Source organism: Stenotrophomonas maltophilia (assembly GCF_025642255.1).
Taxonomy (GTDB): domain Bacteria; phylum Pseudomonadota; class Gammaproteobacteria; order Xanthomonadales; family Xanthomonadaceae; genus Stenotrophomonas; species Stenotrophomonas maltophilia_P.
Genome location: NZ_CP106759.1, coordinates 2441206 through 2464052, shown reverse-complemented (window position 1 = coordinate 2464052; position 22847 = coordinate 2441206). Strand labels below are relative to the sequence as shown.

At 65.0% G+C, this 22847-nt stretch carries 18 protein-coding genes and 7 tRNA genes; 12 read left to right on the top strand and 13 right to left on the bottom strand.

Going from position 1 to position 22847, the window contains the following annotated elements; all coding sequences use genetic code 11:
* The first annotated feature begins 14 nt into the window (after positions 1-14).
* Complete coding sequence (locus N8888_RS11225) at positions 15-2960, top strand: SGNH/GDSL hydrolase family protein (RefSeq protein WP_263174774.1); 2946 nt, start codon at positions 15-17, stop codon at positions 2958-2960.
* Positions 2961-2990: 30 nt separating this feature from the next.
* Here N8888_RS11225 and N8888_RS11220 read toward each other — a convergent pair whose 3' ends face one another.
* Positions 2991-3656, bottom strand: a complete 666-nt coding sequence (locus N8888_RS11220; protein ID WP_263174771.1) for an SOS response-associated peptidase — start codon at positions 3654-3656, stop codon at positions 2991-2993.
* A 360-nt stretch (positions 3657-4016) separates the two neighbouring features.
* Here N8888_RS11220 and N8888_RS11215 point away from each other — a divergent pair, with 360 nt between their 5' ends.
* From N8888_RS11215 to N8888_RS11205, 3 genes are all read left to right on the top strand, one after another.
* On the top strand, positions 4017-4706 hold the full coding sequence (locus tag N8888_RS11215) for a hypothetical protein (RefSeq protein WP_263174768.1): 690 nt from the start codon (positions 4017-4019) through the stop codon (positions 4704-4706).
* Positions 4707-5095: 389 nt separating this feature from the next.
* Entirely contained in the window at positions 5096-5698 is a 603-nt protein-coding gene (locus N8888_RS11210; protein ID WP_263174765.1) for a hypothetical protein, read from the top strand.
* 303 nt (positions 5699-6001) lie between these two features.
* Positions 6002-6511, top strand: a complete 510-nt coding sequence (locus N8888_RS11205; protein WP_263174762.1) for a hypothetical protein — start codon at positions 6002-6004, stop codon at positions 6509-6511.
* Between the two features lie 94 nt (positions 6512-6605).
* Here the strand turns inward: N8888_RS11205 and N8888_RS11200 are convergent.
* Positions 6606-6691, bottom strand: a tRNA-Leu gene (locus N8888_RS11200).
* A gap of 140 nt (positions 6692-6831) precedes the next feature.
* Between N8888_RS11200 and N8888_RS11195 the strand changes: the two genes are divergently transcribed.
* Complete coding sequence (locus tag N8888_RS11195) at positions 6832-7212, top strand: response regulator (protein ID WP_053520434.1); 381 nt, start codon at positions 6832-6834, stop codon at positions 7210-7212.
* A 40-nt stretch (positions 7213-7252) separates the two neighbouring features.
* Here the strand turns inward: N8888_RS11195 and N8888_RS11190 are convergent, their stop codons facing one another.
* A complete protein-coding gene (locus N8888_RS11190; protein ID WP_053520435.1) occupies positions 7253-8209 on the bottom strand; it encodes an SOS response-associated peptidase family protein in 957 nt (318 codons plus the stop codon).
* Between the two features lie 77 nt (positions 8210-8286).
* On the opposite strand from N8888_RS11190, the gene N8888_RS11185 reads away from it, so the two are divergent.
* Positions 8287-8703 (top strand): GNAT family N-acetyltransferase, encoded by a 417-nt coding sequence (locus N8888_RS11185; RefSeq protein ID WP_065182734.1) that lies wholly within the window; start codon positions 8287-8289, stop codon positions 8701-8703.
* Positions 8704-8741: 38 nt separating this feature from the next.
* Here the strand turns inward: N8888_RS11185 and N8888_RS11180 are convergent.
* The 7 genes from N8888_RS11180 to N8888_RS11150 all read right to left on the bottom strand — a co-directional run bounded on the left by N8888_RS11180 (position 8742) and on the right by N8888_RS11150 (position 10079).
* A tRNA-Glu gene (locus N8888_RS11180) sits at positions 8742-8817 on the bottom strand.
* 48 nt (positions 8818-8865) lie between these two features.
* Positions 8866-8941 (bottom strand) — tRNA-Ala (locus N8888_RS11175).
* Between the two features lie 42 nt (positions 8942-8983).
* Positions 8984-9059: transfer RNA gene (locus N8888_RS11170), tRNA-Glu, on the bottom strand.
* A 49-nt stretch (positions 9060-9108) separates the two neighbouring features.
* Positions 9109-9184, bottom strand: a tRNA-Ala gene (locus N8888_RS11165).
* Between the two features lie 180 nt (positions 9185-9364).
* Positions 9365-9440 (bottom strand) — tRNA-Glu (locus N8888_RS11160).
* Between the two features lie 54 nt (positions 9441-9494).
* Positions 9495-9570: transfer RNA gene (locus tag N8888_RS11155), tRNA-Ala, on the bottom strand.
* Between the two features lie 110 nt (positions 9571-9680).
* Positions 9681-10079 carry a heavy metal-responsive transcriptional regulator gene (locus tag N8888_RS11150; protein ID WP_263174756.1) on the bottom strand — a complete coding sequence of 133 codons (399 nt, stop codon included), beginning with the start codon at positions 10077-10079 and terminating at the stop codon, positions 9681-9683.
* A 181-nt stretch (positions 10080-10260) separates the two neighbouring features.
* On the opposite strand from N8888_RS11150, the gene N8888_RS11145 reads away from it, so the two are divergent.
* From N8888_RS11145 to N8888_RS11120, 6 genes are all read left to right on the top strand, one after another.
* The gene (locus tag N8888_RS11145) at positions 10261-11334 is read left to right on the top strand and encodes a GlxA family transcriptional regulator (protein ID WP_065182735.1); all 1074 of its coding nucleotides are present in this window, start codon (positions 10261-10263) and stop codon (positions 11332-11334) included.
* 83 nt (positions 11335-11417) lie between these two features.
* Positions 11418-12221: a TlpA disulfide reductase family protein gene (locus tag N8888_RS11140; RefSeq protein WP_128990824.1), complete on the top strand. Its 804-nt coding sequence runs from the start codon at positions 11418-11420 to the stop codon at positions 12219-12221.
* Positions 12222-12251: 30 nt separating this feature from the next.
* A complete protein-coding gene (gene dsbG, locus N8888_RS11135; RefSeq protein WP_263174753.1) occupies positions 12252-13094 on the top strand; it encodes a thiol:disulfide interchange protein DsbG in 843 nt (280 codons plus the stop codon).
* Positions 13095-13555: 461 nt separating this feature from the next.
* The gene (locus N8888_RS11130) at positions 13556-14986 is read left to right on the top strand and encodes a DcaP family trimeric outer membrane transporter (RefSeq protein ID WP_263174750.1); all 1431 of its coding nucleotides are present in this window, start codon (positions 13556-13558) and stop codon (positions 14984-14986) included.
* A 77-nt stretch (positions 14987-15063) separates the two neighbouring features.
* Positions 15064-16416, top strand: coding sequence for an arginine/agmatine antiporter (gene adiC, locus N8888_RS11125; protein WP_053517667.1), 1353 nt, complete (start codon positions 15064-15066; stop codon positions 16414-16416).
* Between the two features lie 20 nt (positions 16417-16436).
* Positions 16437-18725, top strand: a complete 2289-nt coding sequence (locus N8888_RS11120) for an Orn/Lys/Arg family decarboxylase (RefSeq protein WP_263174746.1) — start codon at positions 16437-16439, stop codon at positions 18723-18725.
* Positions 18726-18851: 126 nt separating this feature from the next.
* Here N8888_RS11120 and N8888_RS11115 read toward each other — a convergent pair whose 3' ends face one another.
* Genes N8888_RS11115 through N8888_RS11105 form a run of 3 tightly spaced genes read right to left on the bottom strand, consistent with a single transcriptional unit; the run spans position 18852 to position 22816 of the window.
* The gene (locus tag N8888_RS11115; protein WP_180876968.1) at positions 18852-19565 is read right to left on the bottom strand and encodes an energy transducer TonB family protein; all 714 of its coding nucleotides are present in this window, start codon (positions 19563-19565) and stop codon (positions 18852-18854) included.
* Positions 19558-20334 carry a ChaN family lipoprotein gene (locus N8888_RS11110; RefSeq protein ID WP_262219143.1) on the bottom strand — a complete coding sequence of 259 codons (777 nt, stop codon included), beginning with the start codon at positions 20332-20334 and terminating at the stop codon, positions 19558-19560. Before N8888_RS11110 ends, N8888_RS11115 begins: the two co-directional genes overlap by 8 nt.
* A gap of 10 nt (positions 20335-20344) precedes the next feature.
* Positions 20345-22816: a TonB-dependent receptor gene (locus N8888_RS11105; protein WP_263174742.1), complete on the bottom strand. Its 2472-nt coding sequence runs from the start codon at positions 22814-22816 to the stop codon at positions 20345-20347.
* Positions 22817-22847 lie beyond the last annotated feature (31 nt).

Sequence of the window (22847 nt, the reverse complement as noted above, 5' to 3'; positions counted from 1 at the left end):
GGAGACGCACCCAGATGACCAAGTACAACACCGGCAACCCGGTGGGCTCGAACTCGCCCCTGGATCTGTACGACAACGCCGAGAACCTGGATGCCGGGATCAACGGATCGGCTCGGACATGGGTTGATCGTCGGGGCTTGACCCGCCGTAGCTGGACCGGAATCGAGGCCGACTTCAATGAGTTCCTGGCCAACGGCAGCACCATCGAGTTTCCCACCTGGGCTGCTGCGAGTGCCGCGGCGGGAGCGGGCAGCATCCCCCTGAACCGTCAGGTGGCGGTGATCGGTGACACCGGCAGCCACACGGACCCGGTGTCGGGCCTCACGGTGCCGAACAGTGGTCGCTATGTCATGGTGAGCGCCGGTCTGGAATGGCGCTCCCCGGATGTGCTGACCCAGAAGGCTGACCGGAATCCCACGCGCTTCGGCATCGCCAGCGCAGCCCGTGACGCTGATGATGCGCTGACGCAGGTGGCCGTCACCGAGAGCATGGTGACGCAGGTCCTGCACAATGCGACCTTCGCCCCTGTCGGTAACCGAGCGGTTTACTCGGCGTCGGAAGCGGCCAATGGGTTGCCGGTCAACGCATACCGCTTCTGGATGAGCAACGTGCCGCTGCTCGGTGACATCACCCTGCAGGTGTACTCACGGGTGCAGGCCGGAAGCACGTCGGCGTACCCGCCGACTGCCAACGACACGCTGCTGGCCGAGGTCACCGTCAACGGCGCGGACCTGGCAAACGGAAACGACTTCCAGTACGTCGAGTTCAGGCTTCCGCATACGGTGACGACGACGGGATCGGATCTGCTGGTGTGGAAGCTGAGCGCTGCCGGCGGTCTGTCCATCGGCATCCGCAACGATGCGCCATCACTGACTCAATTCCGGCGCGGCTGGTTCGGAAACGCCGGGGGCACCAGCCAGAACGTCGGAGCGCCCAACCGTCTTGCATTCGAGGCCTTCTACAGGGAGGTGGATAGCGCGCTGGCGCCGCAGATCAACGCGCTGGAATCCCAGGCCAGCATTATCGATCGAAGCTTCACCCGTCAGTTCTCTGCCGCGGCGGTGCGCGAACCGAATGGCCAGATTTATGGGCAGGAGGGTGGCCACTACGCGTGGACCTTCGGTGCGCAGGCCGGTGCCGGACAGGACATCGCTGCCGGGTCGTCCCTCGACACCTTGGCCCTGATGGTGGAGTTGGCCAGCACCGTTGCCAGCCTGCGGCTGCGCGTGTGGTCGCGCCCGACCAACCCCGCAACTGCTGGGAACTACCCGGCGAGCGACGGGACGGCCACGCTGCTCTACAGCGGCATCAAAACTGTGGCGGAGCTGGGCCTGGAGGCTGTCTCCGGAACCTGGCAGGATCTGCGGTTCCCGTTCCCGGCCATCCAGACGACCGACGGGCAGACGTACCTGTTCGAGCTGTGGGGATACACCGCGGCTGCGGCCAACGTCGGCATCGGCATTACCCGTGCGGCGGACGGCGGCTACAACCAGCAGCAGCGTGGCTGGTATCGGGGTTCGTCGGCGATCGCGGCCGGCTCGGCGCTTGCCTGGAGGTTGGGCGGCGATGTGTTCCGGCTCGCTTCCGAGGATTCGGGCGACCTCGGTGTGCACCTGCTGGATGCCTATGACCTCCAGATCGATGTCTCGGGTCTGTCCGTGTATGTGAACGGAAGCGGCTACGGGGACGGTCGGAAGGTCAGCGTCAATGCGGCGCTGACGGTCACGGCTGCAGCGACGGGCACGGAGAACAAGGAGGACTACAGCCTCATCTACGACCTCGATACCGTGTTCCCGAGCATCGCGGGTGCGTGGCTGGGTCGACGGCACATCAGCGGCGTTTCGGCCTCGCGCAGTGACACGGGGACCGCGCTGGCGCTGGGCACGGACTTCGCCTACCACGTCAACGGAAAGCTGCGCGGCCTGGTCGACGTCGCCGCGTTCAACGTGGACGTGACCTACAGTTACAAGAGGGAGCGCTACGACCTGATTCAGATGGACCCGCAGACGCAGGCCGTGACGGTCAAGGCCGGACCCGAGCGTGACTTCGACGCTGTCGAGTACCGGCCCGCGCCGGACGATGGGCGGGCGGTGATCGGGTATCTGCACGTGGTGGGCAACACGGTCACGGCCATCAATGCGTCGAAGTTCCTGAGCGGCGTGGTGCGCCGGGGGAGCGAGGACGACTGGCAGCAGCTGCTGATGCACAACCGTTCCTGCCTGCGGCGCTTGCTGGGCAAGATCGCGCGCGGCGAGGCCATCACCGTTGCAAGTTACGGGGATTCCATCGTCGCCGTGCAGCTGGGCACCCCGCCGTATACCGCCAACGGCACCACCCGCGACCGGCCGGAGAACTACCTCATCAGCATGCCGGCCGACACCGTGGCGGCGCTGCCCAAGTACGATTTCGGCGACGGCGCAGGACAGGTCCACGTCAAGATCAGCGCTCCCTGGTCGCTGATCGCGGCGCTGGAGCAGGCGAGCGGGCAGTCTGCCGCCTATCTGAACTTCGGTCGCGGCGGCACCACCTCCGGCAACAGCCTGGACAACGGCCTGTGGCCGGCCAGGTTGCAGCCGGTGTTGGATTCCGGGGCAGATGTGCTGTTGCTGCACTTCGGCATGAACGAGCTGGGGCAGGCGACCACCTTGGCCAACATCAAGAGCATCGCCAGCCAGGCCAAGGCGGTCGGCATGGATGTCATCGTCCTGTCGGTCCCGCGGCGAAATGCGGTGGATGGCGGAGCGCTGGCGGGCTGGAACTACACCAACAGGGCTCTGTGGCGCGCCGCTGTGGAGGCGGGTGCGGCGTATGCGCCGCAGCACTGGATCGTCATGGACGAGCAGCTGGGAGGCATGGGCGCCAGCCCGGATTCGCTGGGAGCGGCCGCGCTGTTTAACCACCCCGGCCCGGCGGAGTTCGCACGGTACGGCCAGGTGCTGGTGCAGTCGGTTCTGGGGTGAGCGGGCAGGGGAGAGCTTGCCTCGCCCCTCTCACTCGACCTGCTGCAGCAGGTCCTCGCGGTTGTTCCTAGGCGTGTTGACTGCCCGGCTGACCCGGTAGGCCTCCATGGATGGGGGCTCGCTGGCCAGTAGCATCGCCATCGCATCGTCGGGATCGGCTGCCATCCACTCATCGATCTGGCTGGCCAGCAGCCAGACCGGCATGCGGTCGTGTATGTCTGCCGACACGCCGCTGCTGTCCCCTGTGATGACGGTGAAGGTTCCCAGGTTGCCTTCGGGCAGCAGCGGGCTGCTGTCCTCCCACAGGCCGGCAGCCAGCAGCGGCTCGGCCGCGTGGATGAACCACGGATCCTTCTTCCCGTCGATCGGGCTGACCGACCACTCGTAGTAGCCGGCCATCGGGATGACGCAGCGTCGCTTCTTGAACGCCGTCCGGAAGGCAGGCTTGGTGGCCACCGTCTCGATGCGGGCGTTGATGGTTGAGCCCTGCAGGCCCTTGGCCTTGGCCCAGAACGGCAGCAGTCCCCACGCCAGCCGGGTGACCTGCCGGCCTTCGCCGCGGTCCAGGATCACCGACGCCCGCTGCGTCGGGGCGAGGTTGTAGCTGGGCTGGATCTCGGCCAGGCCCGGGGCAAGGTCAGCCAGCTCGGCCTGTCCGAAGTTGACGACGGGGAGCTGGACGAAGCGACCGCACATCAGGGATCCTCGTACCATACGTTCGCGCCACCTTTACTAGGAGGCCATGAAGATGGTGTAGAAGGTATGGTCGCGAGTACCCACCCAGGCTAGACGGGGCATCCATTCAGCCGACGTTCGGCCTCCCCTTGAAGGTTTGGATGCCAGACGGCCATAATGGGCGGTTCGCCGCGCCGAAATTGTTAAGCCGACCATCACAATAGAGAGGCCGCGTCAGCTACATGGTGATCGCGTTCGCTTCAGGCGTCTTACACTGTAGGTAGGCCTTTTACTGCGACACTAAAGGGTTTCACTGTGGATTCAATGCTCGTACGTCATAGCTTAAGCCTAACGATGGGGCGCAATCTTTCGATTCGCCGCATGGTCAACGATATCGAGGATTTGATTAAACAGCACTCTCTGGGCGGCTTTGCTCAGCCTCAGTTGATTCCTGTGCCGGACGAGCTTGACGCTGAAATCCCCCGCGTGGTGTTCACCTCTCAAGGCGGCCACACCCAAGTCGTGGTTTCACAGGTTAGTGTTACGTTCAATGCCAACTACTCCCCAGACTGGGCGGAAAATGCTGATCGGTGTCGGGAGTATTTGCTTTCCAAGGTCGATCTGCTTTTTAGCATTGCCTCCGCCGGTTGGCGTAATTCCTCGCCTCACTTCGCAGGGGTGACTACAGTTTTCCGTATCCCCGCCGATAGTAGAAGGGACTCGGTAGCTCTATTGGCCCCAGTTTTTGCTGACAGGCAGCTTCTTACGACGCAAGCTAACGAGCTCTCATGCAGGTGGTCTTTGGATGAGCAGGATCGGTTTTTTAACAACGTAGCCTTGCAGACCTTCATAACACTGAACGAGCAGTCGCTGAATTCCGCTGACGGCATTCCCAGGATCAATGAGGACACCATCGGTGCATGTGGGGTCGAGATAGTAAGCGACTACAACGATCGCTTGGCTTTCAATGCTCGTCCGCAGTACAGTACGAACGCGACAACGGTCAAGGAAATGCTTGCTGCCGGCTATGAAGCCGCCAGGAACGCAGTAGAGACCTTACGGCAGGGGTAAACGCCATGTTTGAGAAAGGATTAGCGGTACTGTTGATGTCAGCGACCGCCGGTGCCACTGGCCCTGCGCCCGCTGCCTATTGGACTGCGGGCTCTAGTACGTTCGCCCACCATAGCAGCAGAATTCACAAGCTCTTCCCCGTTGATTCGTCCAGCTCCTCGCGACGCGATCGAGTGCCCGGTGAAAGAGTTAGCGCGGGCATCGTGAAGTCGTCTGCTGGCACCATTTCGGTAGGCGACATGGCCGCTATGGGCGTGAAGGCAGGCGGTGCTTTCATGGAAGACATGATTTTGGGTGCTGCGCTTTTCCTGCAGGCTACGCAGTCGCCGTTGGATCGAGAGATTCAGGCGATCGTGTCCCGTAACTTCGAGTCCTACTGGGATTAGTAGATGCCGTGGACGAGAGAGGAGCTGCAGGTCTTTCTGAGTGAGAATTTGCTTAGGGAGAACCTAGAGGCGGTCGTGCAAGAGTTGCAGGAAATGCAGGCCGGCCGCGGTATGATCGCTGCCAATCACGACGACAGTCCTTTGCAGGGTGATGTATATGCGGGCGTTCCCTGCGTTAGCCGGACCGAGGCTGGCGTCCAAATCGTGCCCCGCCGTGTGCTTTTGGTATCGAACTCCTGTGACGCCAGCCCCGACAATCCCCGGCCTGTTCCGTTGGATCTTACGGTGGCTCCCCTGCTTAAGCTGGCAAGCTACGAGCAGATGTTAAGGGATGGTGGAGTGGCTCCCTTGGCTCTTAACGATACGATTCGGGCCATCAGGCGTCAGGAGAAGAGCAACCTCATTTTCATCCCCAGAGGTGCGAATGTTGAGGAAGACATGGTTGCACTTTTGGACAAGGTGCAGTCTCTTTCGTTTGACGACTTTCAACGAAACAACCCGGATCGACTAGCAGTGCTTACCCAGCGTGGTTTTTGGGTGCTTTTAGTCAAATTGTCTATGCACTTTTTGCGGCCGCATGAAGGTGTTGCGCGGCACGCAGCTTGAACGTCCTCTGAAGTTGCGCGCGCTGTGTTCAGCAGCGCGTCCGGGCACCTCGTGTGTAAGCACGTCGTTTAGTTCAAGAGCAGCGTTTTCTGCCGAGATCTGCGAGCGGCCCTAGCCAGCCAAGTGCAGCTTCGCGCGGTAGCACCGGCGTGCCAGGAGACGATTTGTACTTGTTCAGCGGCTGCCATCGTCTGCTCAATCATGGCGTCTGAGCAGCGCCGCGCCAGCACTCAGTTCGAACGATTCAGGCAGGTAGTCGCCCCGTTCGCAGGATCTGCGACCACCGGTCGTATCCTTCCGGCCATGCTTCCTGCGCACGTCCACCATGGTTTCCGCACCGCCCCAATCCCGTCCGGCTGGGTCCAGACCGGTGAGCGCTGGGCGCTCTGGTACAACGGCCGGGAAACGGCGAGCGTTGCCCCCGATGGTGGTGTCGGCGTGCGCCTGTGGATGGAAGGCCAGAAGATGTGGCAGGTGAAGGAAGTGCGCGCGGCGAGCGTCCGGCAGGCGAAGCGGTACGCCGAGCGCTGGTGCGCGGCCAGGCTCTATCCCGACCTTCCCCTGCGCGAGGCCGTCGCCCGGCTGACGGACAGCACGCGGTTCCAACTGCCGCCGCCACTGCCCGGCCTGCCGCCTACACGCGAGCAGCAGCAACAGGCGCGGCGCCTGGCTGAGTCTGGGGCGCTGGATCTGACACGGATCAAGGAAGCGCTGGAGCCACGCAGGCCGCCGGCAGAGACCAAGCCCAGGGCGAGGGATCCTCAGAAGGCGCGGGTGAGGGCGGCGCTGCAGCAGTTGCGGCGCGGGGTGTAGCGAGGGAGAAGAGAGATAAGAAAAAGGGCGGAGCCGGAAGATTCACGACTCCATTACGCCATCTTCTTTGAAACCCTTGTCTCGCAAGGTGTTCTGGTGCCGGTGAAAGGACTCGAACCTTCATGGGGTTGCCCCCGGCTGATTTTGAGTCAGCTGCGTATACCATTCCGCCACACCGGCAGGCAGCGGGTGATTTTACCCGAGGTCGAGCGCACTTTCATAGAGGCTGCCCGGCGCGGGACGATTGCGGCCGAATCTGCCGGCATTGCCCCCGTGATCGCTATACTGCGCCGGCGTGATATGCACAGGAGCGGGAATCGATGGCGGCGTTGCAGGACCTGCGGGTACTGGTGGTCGAGAACGACGAGATGAGCGCGGCCCTGCTGCAGATGCAACTGGTGCAGGCCGGTGCACAGGTGGTGGGGCTGGCTGCGAGCGTCGGCGAAGCGCTGAGGCTGCTGGAAGAAACCACGCCGGACGTGGCGCTGCTGGACTATCGCCTGGCCCACCAGGAAACCAGTGAGCCGGTCGCGGCGGCGCTGGCCGCCCGCGGCGTGCCCTTCGTGCTCGCGACCGGCATGTCGGCGGAGCAGCTGCCACAGGCCATGCAGTCGGGTGTGCTGCTGGTCAAGCCCTACCTGTCCGCGGAGCTGTCGCAGGCGCTGGCCCGCGCGGTCGGGCATTCCAGCGCCCGCGCCTGATCCAGGCGCGGTGCCCGGACGATCCGGCCGCAGTGCGTGCTCAGGCGGACTCCTCGAAGACGTAACGGATCTCCTCGCGATCGTCGAGGATGCGGTATTGGCTGGCCAGATCGCCAGGTTCCGGATTGAGCCATGCATCGAGGTGCTCGGGCCGGATCGGCACGATGCCGCGATCATGGCCGGCGGCGGAGATATCGGCCGGCGGCGTATCGGTGATGGTCGCAAATGAGAGGAGGCGTCCTTCGGGGCCGTCCCACTCGGACCAGAGGCAGGCTACCAACAGGTCGCGGGGCGGGTCGGGGCGGAACTCAAGGACCACATCTCCCGTCCTGTCATCAGGGGCCGGTGCGCGTCCGCCAACCGCGTGCCGGGACACGTGTTCGTAGAAGGCCTGGATGACGACCACGCCATGACGCTGCCCGAAAGCGCCGCGCCAGTAGCCTTCCAGGCTGTCACGGCGGGCGTTGTAACTGCCCGGATAGAGCACGTCGTTGCGCGCGGGCGCATCCGGCAGACGGCACCGGTAGCGCATCGGTTTGATCACCCGTTGCCCGTTCTCGCTCACCATCACCGGCGCGTAGGTGCCGGGGAAAATGCGGTTGTCGCGTGGCAGCAGCTGCACGCGATGCAGGTCGTCGAGCCGGGTCTGCGCGCGATCGATGCGGTTGCCGGCGATGCGCAGCTCGTTGCGCGCCTTCAGTGTGGGACGGGTGGCCAGGGCTGCGATTGCGATGTCGCGGCGTTCGCGCTGCTGGGCCAGCTCGGCTTCCAGCGTGGCCTGCTCCTGTGCATGCCACCGCTGGATGCGGGCCACGATGTCGCGGCCGAGCTCCGTGCGCGCGCCAGCGAAGCCGTCATCCATGGCCTTGGGCGTCCTGGGCTGCTTTTTGCCGGGGTCGTACGCGTACAGCGCGGCGAACTCCTCCAGCGACAGCACGGCACCGAACTCGCGCACCAGCTTGGCGTAGTCGGCCCGGATCAAAGCGGAGTAGCACATGCGATATCTGTCGGGGTCGGTCGCGGCGGCTGCGACGCGGATGCGGCAGGATAGCCTGACACTCAGGGAGATTCCGCATGAACGATCCGGCCCATTGCCATTTCCGTGAAGGCGTGCCCACGGTCGAGGCCTATTGCCAGCTCCGGGCGCTGGCCGGGCTCAGCGCCAAGACCGCCGAAGCGGCTGCACGTGCGCTGCCCAATACCCTGTTCGGTGTCTGCGCCTATCAGGGCAGTGAGCTGGTGGCGATGGGCCGGATCGTCGGCGATGGCGGCTGCCACCTGCAGGTCTGCGATATCGCCGTGCTGCCGCCGTTGCAGGGGCAGGGACTGGGCAAGGAGGTGATGCGGCGTCTGGACGAATGGATGCAGGCCAACCTTCCGCCTTCGGCCTATGTGAGCCTGCTCGCCGATGGCGAGGCACATCGGTTGTATGCGCAGTACGGATTCGCGCCGACGGCGCCAGCCTCGATCGGAATGTATCGACGCTTCTGAAAAGAAAAACCCCGGCCGAAGCCGGGGTTTTCAGAAATTGGCGTCCCCACGGGGATTCGAACCCCGGTCGCCACCGTGAAAGGGTGATGTCCTAGGCCTCTAGACGATGGGGACGCACGAAAACTTCAAGTTGTAGAACCTTCGACGGCCTGATGTCGAAAGTGGTGGAGCCAAGCGGGATCGAACCGCTGACCTCCTGCATGCCATGCAGGCGCTCTCCCAGCTGAGCTATGGCCCCATGAAACCAGGATGCCTGCCGGGAGCAGGGTCCTTTTGAAACTGGCGTCCCCACGGGGATTCGAACCCCGGTCGCCACCGTGAAAGGGTGATGTCCTAGGCCTCTAGACGATGGGGACGCACGAAAAACTTCAAGTTGTAGAACTTTCGACGGCCTAATGTCGAAAGTGGTGGAGCCAAGCGGGATCGAACCGCTGACCTCCTGCATGCCATGCAGGCGCTCTCCCAGCTGAGCTATGGCCCCGTGTTACCGAGCCGCCTATCATACCTGCGTGTTCACGTTTGTGGAAGCCTTTTGAGCTTTTTTCGTTCCGGCGCCCCGCATACGATCCGGGAGACCACCGTGACGCCACAACCTGAATGCCGGTTGGCGGTGAACAAAAAAGACCCGGTTATCGGCCGGGTCCTCGTTGTTCGTGATGAGTGGCGTCCCCACGGGGATTCGAACCCCGGTCGCCACCGTGAAAGGGTGATGTCCTAGGCCTCTAGACGATGGGGACGCAATTCTCATCAATGTTCTTTAGCGACCTTTCGACGGCCTAATGCCGAAAGATTGGTGGAGCCAAGCGGGATCGAACCGCTGACCTCCTGCATGCCATGCAGGCGCTCTCCCAGCTGAGCTATGGCCCCACGTCGCTGAGGAGCGAAATAATAGCGATGCCCCCTGGGGTTGGCAAGCATTTGTTGCACTTTTCTTCACGTCCGCGGCCGGGTGCGCCATCGTTCCGCCGGGTGCCTGGTCACTCGCCGTCTTCGGTCAGCGCCACCAGGATCGGGCAGTGCACCAGCGCACCGTGGCCAGGGCAGGCCTCGACCAGTTGCGACAGTGCCGCATGCATGCGCTGCAGTTCGTTCATGCGCTGCTCGATGTCGCGCAGGCGCGTCCGTGCGGTGTCACGCACGCTGCCCATGTCGTGCTGGTGCTGGTCGCTCAGTGCGAGCAGTTCAGCGATCTCCTCCAGGCTGAAACCCAGCGCCTTCGCACGGCGGATGAAACGCAGGCGACGCAGGTCCTGCTCGCCGAAGATGCGGTAGCCACCGGCCGAACGTGCCGCGGTGGGCAAGAGCTGCTGGCGCTCGTAGTAGCGGACCGTATCGATCGGGACGCCGGCCCGGCGCGCCAGCTGACCAATGTTCATGGCGGAATTCCTCGGGTTTCCGGTCGCCATTCTGAACCCTTGAGTCTGGTCCAGGGTCAATGCGATGTGTGAGATACGCATCCAGTGCACTTTGCAACTTTCTTCATAGCCTCGCCGATGGAGCACTTTCTACCCTGCACCTGAACCGGTCATTCGCTGGCCAGAACCGAGGAGGTGCACCGTGGAGGGAATCAGGAGCGAGGGGTTCGTTGAAGTGGGGGTGGTCGAGTACCCCGGTGGCGACCCGTCGGCAGCATCGGTACTGGCTGAAATGGCACATGTGGCCAACCGCGTGGCGCAGCAGCAGCGGCGCCCGTTCAAGCGGGTGCTGGTGACCCGCTGGATCGTGCCGGCCAGCCGCAGCGGGGTACATCGCATCGCGGGCGCGGACATGCTGGACGCGGCCATTCCCGCGGTGATCGCGGTTCCGGGCCAGGTCAGTTCGACGGCCTCTCTTCGTACCGATGAAATCCTGCTCGACTGGCTCCGTGCGCACTACGACGGCGGCAGTCTGCTGGCGGCCGCGGCGGATGGGGTGAGCGTATTGGCCCGGGCCGGCCTGCTGGCGGGCCGGACCGTGTCGGGTCCGGATCTCAGCCGCCATCCCGGACTGGTGGCGCAGGCTGTCAGCTGGGTACCCAGCGAACGCGCACTGGTGGACGATGGTGATCTGCTGACCGTCGCAGGTGTGCAGGCATGGCGCTTTCTCGGCCTGCGACTGCTGCACCGGCTGTTCGGTCAGGGCGTGGCCAGCGCGGTGGCCACGCAGCTCGCGATCACCGTTCCGGAACCGATCCAGCAGGATCTGGAGCGCTTCAGCGCCAACTTCGCCCATGGGGACCGCGACGTGCTGAAGGCCCAGCGCTGGCTGCACACCACGGCGGCGCGCGGCGCCACGCTTGCTTCGATCTGCGAAGTGGCCGGGCTGGAGCCGCGCACTCTGCAGCGCCGCTTCCTCAGAGCGACCGGGCTGCGTCCGATCGAGTACTGCCAGCGACTGCGGGTGGCCAAGGCGCAGACATTGCTGCAGCAGGGGGCGGGTATCGATGAGGTGGCCTGGGGGGTCGGCTATGCCGATCAGAGTGCGTTCCGGCGTCTGTTCCTGCGCATCGTCGGCATGACGCCGGCGAACTATCGACGTCACGTCAGCAACAAGCGCCGCGAACGCCCGCTGCTGCCCTCCGTGGCAGGGAGCCTGCGCGGATTGGCGCCGGCGCCGACGCCGGGCATTCAGATGGGGCGCAGCGCGGCTTGACGATTGACGGTCGGTCGTCGCGCTTGCATCGCAGGCGCGACGCTTCGACCATGCGGTCAGTCGATCGTTGAGTGGGTGGAATGATGTCCAGCGTTGGGCCGGTGCCGATGCCGGTCGTTCTGATTCTGATCTGTGTACTGATTGCGATGACGATCGCCCGGCTCTGGCCCGGTCGCCGTGCGCAGGGACCGCAGCCTTCGGCGGCCGGCATGGTGCTGGATATGCTGCTGGTGGGGCTGCTGTGTGGCCGCATCAGCTTCGTCGCCGTCAATGCGGCGCTGTATCGCGACTCGCCATGGAGCGTTCTGCAGATCACCGATGGCGGATACCACCTGGTCGTCGTGCTGATGGCTGCGTTGGCGTGGGGATTGTGGCGGCTGCGTGGACATCCCGCGCTGCGCCGGCCGGTACTGGCAGCAGCGCTGGCAGGTACGCTGCTGTGGGGCGCAGCCACTCACGGCGTGTCCGGGTGGCAGGCGCGGCATATGCCGCTGCCCAGGCTGGAGGTGATGGACCTGCAGGGCCGTGTCATCGATCTGCAGCAGTTCCGCGGGAAACCCGTGGTCGTGAATCTATGGGCAACGTGGTGTGGTCCGTGCCGACGTGAAATGCCCGTGCTGGCAGCCGCGCAGGACGCACATGACGATGTGCGGTTCGTGTTCCTCAATCAGGGAGAAAGTCTGGACGAGGTCCAGGGTTTCATTGCCGGCGAACGCCTGCAGCTGCGCAACGTGCTGCTGGATGACGATGCTGCCGCATCTGCGGCGCTCGGGGTGCAGGCGTATCCTTCTACCCTGTTCTTCGATGCTGACGGACGCCTGCAGGAGCTGCATCTGGGTGAACTGACCATGGCAGGGCTTGAACACAAACTGCGCCGGCTGCGGTAGCCTGCGCTGGCATCCCACTATGGAGTTCCCATGTCGTTGATTTCCCTGCGCACCGTTCCTGCGGTGCTGTTGCTGCCGGCCCTGCTGGCCTTGGCCGCCTGCAGCCAGGCGCAGACGCCACCGGGCAAGGCAGGAGCTGCGCCGGCAGCCGGTGCGCCGGCCTCCGCTGCCAAGGAGGATCGCCCGGCGGTCCTGAAGGGCATCGAGAAGCATGGTTTCGAGGTCGTCGCCGAGTTCGACGCACCGGGTGGGCTGCGCGGCTTTGCCGGCGTGGTCGGTGGCCAGCAGCCTGCCGCCGCTTACGTGACCGCGGACGGCAAGCACGTGGTGGTAGGCAGTCTGTTCGATGCCGAGGGTAACGATGTCGCCGCTGATGCAGTGGAAAAGCTGGTGGCCGCGCCGATGTCGGCCAAGATGTGGAGCAGGCTGGACGCCAGTGCATGGGTGCGGGATGGCAAGGCCGACGCACCGCGCGTGGTCTACACATTCAGTGATGCCAACTGCCCGTACTGCCACAAGTTCTGGGAGGCGGCACGCCCATGGGTGGATGCCGGCAAGGTGCAGCTGCGTCATGTGATGGTCGGTGTGATCCGCGAGGACAGCCCGGCCAAGGCGGCCGCGATTCTGGCCGCACGCGACCCCAGCGCGGCGCTGCTGGAGAACGAGCGCCAGTTCGACCGCGGTGGCATCAAGCCGCTGCCGAACATCAGCCGCGAGATCGCGGGGAAGCTGGATGCCAACCAGGTCCTGATGATCGAGATGGGCTTCCAGGGTACGCCGGGCATCCTGTTCCAGGATGCGCAGGGCCAGGTGCAGCGTCGCTCCGGTCTTCCACAGGGTGCTGATCTGCAGACGGTGCTGGGTCCACGCTGAAAAGTGATCCTGCATGCAGGCTGTCAACGTAGCAGGCCCGCGCGGAGACGTGCGGGCCTGCTGCGTTCGTACGGCCATGACGGTGTGAACGGCTGCGCAGTGCTTGCTCGCCGTCACGTCTGAATCGTGACTGAGATCAAGCATCGTGCCTTGATTCCAATCAAGGCCAAAAACGACGTGCGCACTAGCCTGTGACGCATGAAATACAGCGATATCGCTTCTGCACTGCTGCACACGCAGGGCTCTACCCAGAGCATGCCTGCATCGCAATTCACGACACTCTCACTCTGCGCTTGCTACCCAGACTGCTCCGGTCGCTGCCTCATCGGCGGTGCGAACCTGCCGGCGACCGTCTGTCTTAATCGCAGTATCCGTATTTCCAGCAACGGCGGAGCGAAGCCAGGACGGCGCACGCGTGCGGTCCGGCATCGCGTGGCGAGTGTTCGTGCACGGGGGATGCAATGCGCATGGCAGTACTGAGTCTTGCCTGCCTGGCCGCGCTGGCCGCTGCGCCGCTGCAGGCGCAGGCGGTTGCCGACGACGACGCGCAGGCGCTGCGCCGTGAGATTGCGGCGATGCGACAGGCCCTGGAAGGCATGCAGCAACGCCTGGACCAGCTCGAGCGGCATGATGCGGGCGTCGCGCCTGCTGCTACGGCTACGCCCGTGTCCCCAGCTCCGGCGACGACGGCCGCCACATTGCAGCCCACCCGCGTGCCCGGCGTGGCGCAACCGGTGCTGCCGGCGCGCGAATCAGTGGCGGACCCGTCGACGGCCGCCTCGCGTCCAGACAACGCTGCCAGCCCCACCGACGCGGATCTGAAAGGCTTCTTCGCCATCCCCGGAACCGACACGGTCATCCGCATCGGCGGCTATGCCAAGCTCGATGCCATCGCCGACTCGCGCCGGGCGGGGGACGAGGACCAGTTCATCCCTTCATCGATGCCGGTAGGGGACAGCCATCGCGACGTTTCCAACTTCAACATCCACGCCAAGCAGACGCGGTTCAGCTTCGAGGCGCGCCGGCCGACCACGCACGGCAACCTGCGCTTCTATCTGGAGAATGATTTCTTCGGCAGCAGCGATGGATACCAGTTCCACCTGCGCCACGCCTATGGGCAGCTTGGCAATACCTATGCCGGTTATGGCTACTCCACCTTCATGGATGCCGACAGCCTGCCCGATACGCTGGATTTCGCAGGCCCGGGAGGTGCTGGCTACCTGCTGGTGGCCGGCATCCACCACAGTTTCGCGCTGGGCAAGGGAAGCACGCTGACGATCGCCGCCGAAGACCCGGAGACGGAACTGGCCGGGGCCAGCGAGACGCTGGCGGCGGTGAACCGGCTGCCGGATGTCACGGTAACCGCGCGCATGGAGCGCGATTGGGGCCACCTGCAGATGGGTGCGGTGGCCCGCAGTCTGGCCTATGACGGCCAGGACCAGCGCGACCGGCGCATCGCCGGCGGCCTGCAGCTCAGCGGTTCTGCTTCCGTGGGCGCGCGCGACTTGCTGCTGTTCGGCGTGCTGGGCGGCCGCGGCCTGAGCCGCTACACCGCTGATCTGACCGGCTCCGGCCTGGATGCCGTGGTGGATGCGGACGGTCGCCTGGAGGCACTGGATCTGCACGGCGGCTTCGTCGGTTACACCCATTACTGGTCCGATCTGTGGCGCTCGAATCTGATTTTCGGACAACTCACGCTGGAGCGGAACGCCGCTCTTGCCAGTGACGCGTTCCGGCAAAGCCGTTACGGCGTCTTCAACCTGATCTGGAGCCCCGCGCCCTCGTGGACGATGGGCATGGAGCTGCTTTACGGCCGCCTGCAGCAGCAGGACGGTGCACGCGGCGACACAGTAAGAGTGCAGGGCAGCCTGCAGTACAACTTCATCAAATAGGCGCCAGCGGCAGCACGCCAACGCAGCCAACCCCCATGCCCGGCGCAACCGGGCTGATGCCGGTACAGGAGATTGTCATGGCAGAAGCAAAGAAGATCGGTGTGGTGGGAGCCACCTTCCTCGTCGCGGGCAACATGATGGGCTCAGGCGTATTCCTGTTGCCCTCCAGCCTGGCCAAGATCGGTACCGCCTCGATCTGGGGCTGGCTGATCACCACGGCGGGTGCGCTGCTGTTGGCGTTCGTGTTCGCCAAACTGGGCAAGCTGGCCCCGAAGGCCGGCGGCCCCTATGCCTATGCGCGCGACTGGTTCGGCCCCTACATGGGCTTCCAGACCAATACCATCTACTGGTTCGCCAACTGGATCGGCAATGTCGCCATCCCGATCGCGGCGGTGGGTTACTTCAGCTACTTCTTCCCGATCCTGTCCGAGCCGCTGGTGCGCTGCATCGCGGTCCTGGTGCTGGTATGGGCGCTGAGTTTCGCCAACGTGATCGGTCCGGCCTTCGTCAGCCGCGTGCAGACCGTCACCACCAGCTTCGCGCTGGTGCCGATCCTGGGCATCGCCATCTTCGGCTGGTTCTTCTTCGATGCCGACATCTTCAAAGGGGCCTACAACGTCTCCGGTGAATCCAACTTCGGTGCGATCTCCAGTGCGGCCGCACTGACGCTGTGGGCGTTCATCGGCGTGGAGTCGGCGTCGGTGACCGCCGGCGTGGTCGAGAACCCTGAGAAGAATGTCGCGCGCGCTACGCTGGCCGGCGTGTTCCTTGCGGCCATCGCCTACATCGCCAGTTCGTCGGTGATCATGGGTATGGTCCCCAACGGTGAACTGCAGACTTCGGACGCGCCGTTCGCCTTGGCGGCGGCCAAGGCCGTGGGGGGGTGGGGCGGTGCGCTGGTCAGCCTGTGCGCGTTCATCGGTGCGGCCGGCTCGCTCGGTGGCTGGATCCTGCTGACCGCACAGAGCGCGAAGGCCGCATCGGATGATGGCCTGTTCCCGAGCATCTTCAGCAAAACCAACAAGGATGACGTGCCGGTCAAGGGCGTGCTGATCGTGGCGGTGCTGATGACGCTGGCCGTGCTGGTCACTTCCACCTCGGAAACGGCATCCGCGCAGTTCGATGTGATCACCTCGGCCGCGGTGGTGCTGACCCTGCTGCCCTACATCTATTCCTGCGTGGCCTGCTACTTCGTGGTCGAACGCTCGCACACCCTGGTGCATACCGGCGCGTTCTGGACCTTGACCAGCCTCACCGTCGTGTACTGCCTGTGGGCGATCTATGGCTCGTCGGGAACGATCGTGCAGTACGCCTTCCTGTTCGTCCTGTTCATCACCGTGTTCTATCCCTTCTTCAGCGAGGAGCGCCGCCAGCAGCGGCAGCGTGCCCGCGAGGCGGCGGCGATTTCTGCCGGCGCGCAGCATTCCTGATTCGGACAAGGAGAAACAACGTGTATTTCAAGTCATTGGACTATCCGGTCATAGTCATCGACGGTGATTACGACTCACCACGCATCGGCGGCATCCTGATCCGCGCTCTGGTGGAAGAGCTGCGCAGCAACGACCAGCGCGTGCTGTGCGGGTTGAACCTGGATGATGCCCGTGCAGGAGCACGCACCTATGTTGCGGCGTCAGCCGTGCTGATATCGATCGATGGAAGCGAGGAAGTCGATGGCGAGTTCCAGCGCCTGACCGCGTTCCTGCGCGAGCAGAGCGCGCGCCGCGCGAACCTGCCGGTCTTCCTGTATGGCGAGCGCCGCACCATCGAGAAGGTACCGAGCAAGCTGCTCAAGTACATCCACGGCTTCATCTTCCTGTTCGAGGACACCAAGAACTTCATCTCCCGGCAGGTGATGCGGGCCGCTGAAGACTACATGCAGCACCTGCTGCCGCCGTTCTTCAAGGCACTGATCCATCATGCCGCCGAGTCGAACTACTCCTGGCATACGCCCGGCCATGCCGGTGGCGTGGCCTTCACCAAATCACCGGTTGGCCGCGCATTCCACCAGTTCTATGGCGAGAACACGCTGCGCAGTGATCTGTCGATCTCGGTGCCGGAGCTGGGGTCGCTGCTGGACCACACCGGGCCGATCAAGGAGGCCGAGAACGAAGCGGCCCGCAACTTCGGCGCCGACCATACGTTCTTCGTGACCAATGGCACCTCCACGGCCAACAAGATCGTCTGGCACGGCACGGTGGCGCGCGGCGATGTGGTGTTCGTCGACCGCAACTGCCACAAGTCGCTCCTGCATGCGCTGATCATGACGGGCGCGGTACCCGTGTACTTCACGCCCAGCCGCAACGCGCACGGCATCATCGGCCCGATCAGCCTGGACCAGTTCACTCCGGAATCGCTGCAGCAGCGCATCGCCGCGAACCCGCTGGCGAGCAAGGCATACACGGCGGGCTCCAAGCCGCGTATCGCCGTGGTCACCAACTCCACCTACGATGGCCTGTGCTACAACGCCGAGAAGATCGCCGACGAGATCGGCAGTGCGGTGGACTTTCTGCACTTCGATGAGGCCTGGTATGCCTACGCCGCATTCCATCCCTTCTACGAGAACCACTACGGCATGGCCAAGGGCAAGCCGCGCGAGCAGGATGCGATCATCTTCACCACGCACTCCACCCATAAGCTGCTTGCCGCGTTCTCGCAGGCCTCGATGATCCATGTGCGCAACTCGGCACAGCGCAATCTGGATGCGGAGCGTTTCAACGAATCATTCATGATGCACACCTCCACCAGCCCGCATTACGGCGTGATCGCTGCCTGTGATGTCGCGTCGAAGATGATGGAGGGCGAGGCCGGTCGCTCGCTGGTGCAGGAGATGCACGACGAGGCGATCGCATTCCGGCGCGCCATGCTGCATGTGCGCGACGATCTCGGCCGTGATGATTGGTGGTTCAGCGTATGGCAGCCGACCAAGGTCGAGCGCAGCCTTGACAAGGGCGACACGCCGGCGCCGATGGTGGCCAAGCGGGAGGAGTGGTACCTGCAGCCGGATGGGCACTGGCATGGTTTCGAGAATCTGGTGGACGACTATGTGCTGATCGATCCCATCAAGGTGACCCTGCTGACCCCCGGCCTGTCGATGGATGGTGGAATGGGCCGGCTGGGCATTCCAGCGGCGGTGCTGAGCAAGTTCCTGTGGGGTCGTGGCATCACTGTGGAGAAGACCAACCTCTACTCGGTGCTGTTCCTGTTCTCGATGGGGATCACCAAGGGCAAGTGGAGCACGCTGGTCACCGAGCTGATGGCGTTCAAGGAGCTGTATGACCGCAACGCCCCCCTGAGCCAGGCGCTGCCGACGCTGGCGGCGGACTATCCCGTTGCCTACGCCGGCTGGGGACTGCGCGACCTCTGCGATGCGCTGCACGCCTTCAACCAGGAGTTCGCAGTGGCCCGGGTGATGCGCGAGATGTACGTGGACCTGCCGACGCCGGTGATGATCCCGGCCGATGCCTACAACCATCTGGTGAAGGGGGAAATCGAACGGGTGGACATCGAACAGCTCAGTGGCCGCATCGCGGCGACCATGCTGGTGCCGTACCCGCCCGGCATTCCCACCATCATGCCGGGCGAGCGCTTCGGTGCCAGCGATGAGCCCATCATCGAGTCGCTGCGCATCGCACGCGAGCAGAATGCGCGCTTCCCGGGCTTCGAGTCGGACGTGCACGGACTGATCATCGAGCACGACGGCGAGACCGTTTCGTACAAGGTGGAAGTGCTGAAGGCCTGAGCCGTTCCCTGGTCCTCCGCACGCAACGCGGTGCGGAGGACTGCCGGGCGGCGAACCCGGTGCACGGGCACGCCGATTCCGCTGCTGCGTCATGCTGTAGGAGATCGAAGCGTAAGCGTACAGCGCCTAGCGCAGGTAGTACTCCACGGGTACCACCAGTTCCTGCGGCGCCTTCATTTCGTCGGGAATGCGTGGCAGCGGCTGTGCGCGGCGGAAGGTCTGCAGCGCCGCGTCATCGAGCAGGGACTGGCCGCTGGACTGCTCCAGCCTTAGCGCCAGAAGGCGTCCGTCGCGGTCGATGCTGGCGCGGACCCAGCTGGTGCCCTGCTGGCGCCGCGATCTAGCGCTGGAGGGGTAGTAGCGGTATCGCTCCAGTCGTGCCATCAGCCGCGCTTCCCACTGGTCGCTGGCAGCGCCGGCCTGGACGTCCGCGGGTGGGGCGTCTGGAGCAGGCGGCGCGGCCGTGATCGATGCCGGTGCGGGACGGGCATCGGCCGCGGCCGCAGGTGGGGCGACCCGCGTGGGTTGCCGGCCGGCGCCGGCGATCTCGCTAGCGGCCAGTTCGCCTTCACGCGCGTGGGTCGGCGCGGGTGGCGGCGGCGATTTCCGTGGCTGCGCGGCGCGCGCCTGTTGCGCCTGGCTGGGCTGTTCGGCCTGGCGTTCCTCCACAGGCTGTGGCGGTGCAGCCGGCGCAAGCAGGCGCAGGCTGATGCGCACATCCTGCTCTGGCGGCGGCAGCGTAGGCGGGGCTGCCACCCAGTGCACGAGCAGCAGCAGCGGCAGCAGGTGGATACCGACGGTGATCGCCATTGCCTGCCAGTGTTGCCTGCGTTCACTCATCTGCGATCACCCACAGCAGGTCGGCGTCGCTGGCGTCGATGGCTTCTTCCGCCGATGCCAGAGCGACCACCAGCGCAGGCGTGGATGCGGGCAGATAGCCCGGTACGCCGGTGCCGCGCAGCACATGCCAGCGGCCGGCAACCAGCAGCGCGGGTGTCTGTGCGGCCGCCAGTACCTGCGCCATACGCGAATCGCGGGCCTGCTGAACGGCCAGCATGCCTTCCAGCAGCGGTGCGGCGTCGGCGTGCTGGGCCAGCACTACGTTCGACAGGCGGTGGCGTGCGCCAGGCACCGGGAAGCGCGCCGGTGCCGACGAAGCGAGCAGCGCGTCGACCTCCGCACGCGAGAGGTTGCCACCGTGCAGGGCGATGCCTGCAGCGGCGGCATCCTGCACCAGTCCGCCATAGGCCGACCACGGCCAACGGGGGTCCCAGCCCAGCAGTTCCTGCAGGTGTTGCCCGTCGGCACGGTTGCCCTTGTCCAGCCAGCGCTGCACGCGCTGCAGGCGGGGCTGGCGTTCACTGCCGATCATCTCCAGGACCAGCGCACCCTGTGGTCGCTGCTGGTGCAGGGCCTGCAACAGCCAGCGTTCGGCGGCATGGTCGGCGGCGACGTCATGGCGTTCCCCCAGCAACAGGTGCCGGGCGGCGGCGACGCGCTGCACGAACGCCGCTTCCTGCAACGGCCGGCCGCTGGCCAGGTCGATCACCGTGCCGGGCATCGACTGGGCCTGCCCGGTCGCCAGCACGGCAAGCAGGCACAGCGGCAACCAGCGTCGGCTAGAACGCCACGTTGACGCCCATCGAGACGGTGCGGCCGCGGCCGTTGCCGCGGTCCAGGATCGGGCTGAAGATGCTGTCGATCGAGGCATTGTTGTCATAGGCTTTGTTTTGCAGGTTTTCGATGTTCAGCCATACGGTGGTGCTGGCCTGTGGCTTGAAGCTGGCGTAGAAGTCCAGCAGCACACCCGTGCCGCGGGTCTTGCGGGTCTGGAAGAAGTCGTAGCCTTCCTCAGTGGGGCCGGAGTATTCGGCGCGCACGCCGGCCTGCACGCGCTGCTGCCACCAGCGACCGCCGACGTCCAGCGTCCAGTAGCGGTCGGGAAGCGCGGTGATGTCTTCCAGGTTGACGAACTCGATGGTGGGCGCGCTGGTGTGTGATCGTGTCCAGCTCAGCGTCGCGTGATAGTGCTCGCTGGCGTAGTGGGCCTCCAGCTCGATGCCACGCATGCGCACCACGCCCGGGTCGTTCATCCAGCGGGTGGTGACGCTGAAGTCGTCCACATCCAGCGCATCGGTCCAGGCCGAAAGCTGCGGGTCGCTGTCGATCGGTACCACGACGGGCTCGATTTCCGGTGGATGCACGATCAGCAGGTACTGCGGCTTGATGTAGTCGCGGATGCGGTTGTCGAAGCGGGTTACCCGCAACTGGGCCAGGTCGCCGTCGCGCAGCAGCGAGTCGGTGCTGAGATTGGCGCCGAACTGCAGGTTGCGCGAGCGTTCGCGACGCAGGAATGGATTGGCGCCTACGCCATCGGCATCGCTCATGCCTTCCAGCGGAATCTTCTCGAAGAACATCTCCTGCACGCGTGGCGGCCGCGATGTTCGCGAGGCCTCGGCGTACAGCTGCAGCCAGTCGGTTGCCTGCAACGAAACCGAGAGGCTGGGACTGAGTGCATGTTGGCGGCGGCGGATGTCGATGCCCCCGCCGTTGATCCGGGTGCACTGGCCCGGCACATCCGAACAGGCCGGGATGTGCCCGCGGATGCCGTAGCGATCCTGGCGCAGCCCGGTGGTCAGTGCGTAGATGCCGTACTGCAGTTCGAGCGTACTGAACACGCTGTCCAGCTGGCTGCGCCCCTGCGGGTTGGCGCCGCGCAGGGTGGGCGTATCAGCAACGAAAATGTCCGACTGGTGCTTGAGGCCTGTGTTCCAGCGTGCCTGCAGCGAGCCGATCTCGAAGCGGCTGGTGTTGTCGATGTTCCAGCTGCTCAGGCTGCTGTGGGTACGCCGGCCGATGTAGCTGGACACTTCCACCGGCGGATAGAACAGCCGCGTCTTGTTGGCGGCGAAGCTGGCGCGCAGGTCGATCCAGGGTGTGTAGGGCGTGTAGTGATAGCTGGCGCGCTGGTTGCGTGCCGAAATCTGCCACGGGTAGTTGTGATAGAAGTCGTTCTCGTAGCGCATGTGGCTCAGGTCCAGCCGGTGCAGCTCACTGGGTTGCAGGCGGGCCTTGAGCAGCCAGCTTCTGGGGTGCTGGCTGCCCGGGTCGGCGCTGTTCTTCTGCCCGTTGGCGGTCGCGTACTCGCTGCTGCGGCTGCTGCTGGCCGCCGCAAGCAGGCCGAACTGGCGGTCACCGCCTTCCTCGCTGTGGCGCCACGCGCCGGCGAAGGTGCGGCCACTGCCATAGCCGTTGTCGCCGTGCCGGTAGCCGGCGCGCAGGCCCCAGTCGCGGCTCTCACCCAGCAGGTCATCGATATCCAGCGTGCGGAAGTTGGCGGTACCGGCCAGGGTGCCAGCGCCATCGCCGCCAGCGACGGCACCGCGCTGCACATCCACCCCGGCCAGCAGGAATGGGTCGACATAGGCGAACGGGCCGCCGGAGCCGTGCCCGGCGTTGTTGCGGAAGGTCTGGGTGACACCGTCGATCATCGTGTTGACGCGGCCGGCGCCGGTCATGCCACGGATGTTGACCTGGAGGCCGGGCTGGCTGCGCGAGTGGAAGCTGTGCGTGCCGGGCATCGAGCGCAGCAGGCTGTTGCCCTCCTGGCGTTCGGCCATCGCCACGCGTTCACTGCCAACGGCTGGCGCGAAGCCATCGCGGGTGGCGGGGACGTACTGGCTGGCGCCGGTGCCGGGCGCATGGCCCTGTGCAGGAGTGCCCTGCACGCGCAACGGACCGGTGCGGCGGCTGCCATCGCTGGACTCGGCAGGCGCCGGCTCGAGGGTGGCACGCCGTGCATCGATGAAGCGGGGCCGCAGGCCGGTGCCGGCCAACAATTGTGACAGCGCCTGCCTGTCGTCGAAGTTGCCGCGCAGGGCGGGCGCCATCTGGCGCTGGGGCAGCGCGCCACCGATTACCAGATCGATGCCGGTGAGCCGGCTGTAGGCATCCAGTGCGCCGGCCAGCGGCTGTGCAGGCAGGTCGTAGTGGCGGGTTGCGGTCTGTGCCTGGGCATGGCCGGACAGGAATGGAACCGGGCTGGCGCAGGCCAGCGACAAGGCCAGGACAAGGGGGCGGTGGGACAGCATCGAGGTCTCCAGGGAGTGACGCAGAGCGTCG

Bases quoted from the DNA above. Each gene is read 5' to 3' on its own strand.
- N8888_RS11190 (WP_053520435.1), bottom strand. From the start codon at position 8,209: ATGTGCTACTCCGCTTTGATCCGGGCCGACTACGCCAAGCTGGTGCGC.
- N8888_RS11215 (WP_263174768.1), top strand. From the start codon at position 4,017: ATGGTCAACGATATCGAGGATTTGATTAAACAGCACTCTCTGGGCGGC.
- N8888_RS11195 (WP_053520434.1), top strand. From the start codon at position 6,832: ATGGCGGCGTTGCAGGACCTGCGGGTACTGGTGGTCGAGAACGACGAG.
- N8888_RS11225 (WP_263174774.1), top strand. From the start codon at position 15: ATGACCAAGTACAACACCGGCAACCCGGTGGGCTCGAACTCGCCCCTG.
- N8888_RS11105 (WP_263174742.1), bottom strand. From the start codon at position 22,816: ATGCTGTCCCACCGCCCCCTTGTCCTGGCCTTGTCGCTGGCCTGCGCC.
- N8888_RS11140 (WP_128990824.1), top strand. From the start codon at position 11,418: ATGTCCAGCGTTGGGCCGGTGCCGATGCCGGTCGTTCTGATTCTGATC.
- N8888_RS11210 (WP_263174765.1), top strand. From the start codon at position 5,096: ATGCCGTGGACGAGAGAGGAGCTGCAGGTCTTTCTGAGTGAGAATTTG.
- N8888_RS11185 (WP_065182734.1), top strand. From the start codon at position 8,287: ATGAACGATCCGGCCCATTGCCATTTCCGTGAAGGCGTGCCCACGGTC.
- adiC (WP_053517667.1), top strand. From the start codon at position 15,064: ATGGCAGAAGCAAAGAAGATCGGTGTGGTGGGAGCCACCTTCCTCGTC.
- N8888_RS11220 (WP_263174771.1), bottom strand. From the start codon at position 3,656: ATGTGCGGTCGCTTCGTCCAGCTCCCCGTCGTCAACTTCGGACAGGCC.
- N8888_RS11205 (WP_263174762.1), top strand. From the start codon at position 6,002: ATGCTTCCTGCGCACGTCCACCATGGTTTCCGCACCGCCCCAATCCCG.
- dsbG (WP_263174753.1), top strand. From the start codon at position 12,252: ATGTCGTTGATTTCCCTGCGCACCGTTCCTGCGGTGCTGTTGCTGCCG.
- N8888_RS11115 (WP_180876968.1), bottom strand. From the start codon at position 19,565: ATGAGTGAACGCAGGCAACACTGGCAGGCAATGGCGATCACCGTCGGT.
- N8888_RS11150 (WP_263174756.1), bottom strand. From the start codon at position 10,079: ATGAACATTGGTCAGCTGGCGCGCCGGGCCGGCGTCCCGATCGATACG.
- N8888_RS11130 (WP_263174750.1), top strand. From the start codon at position 13,556: ATGCGCATGGCAGTACTGAGTCTTGCCTGCCTGGCCGCGCTGGCCGCT.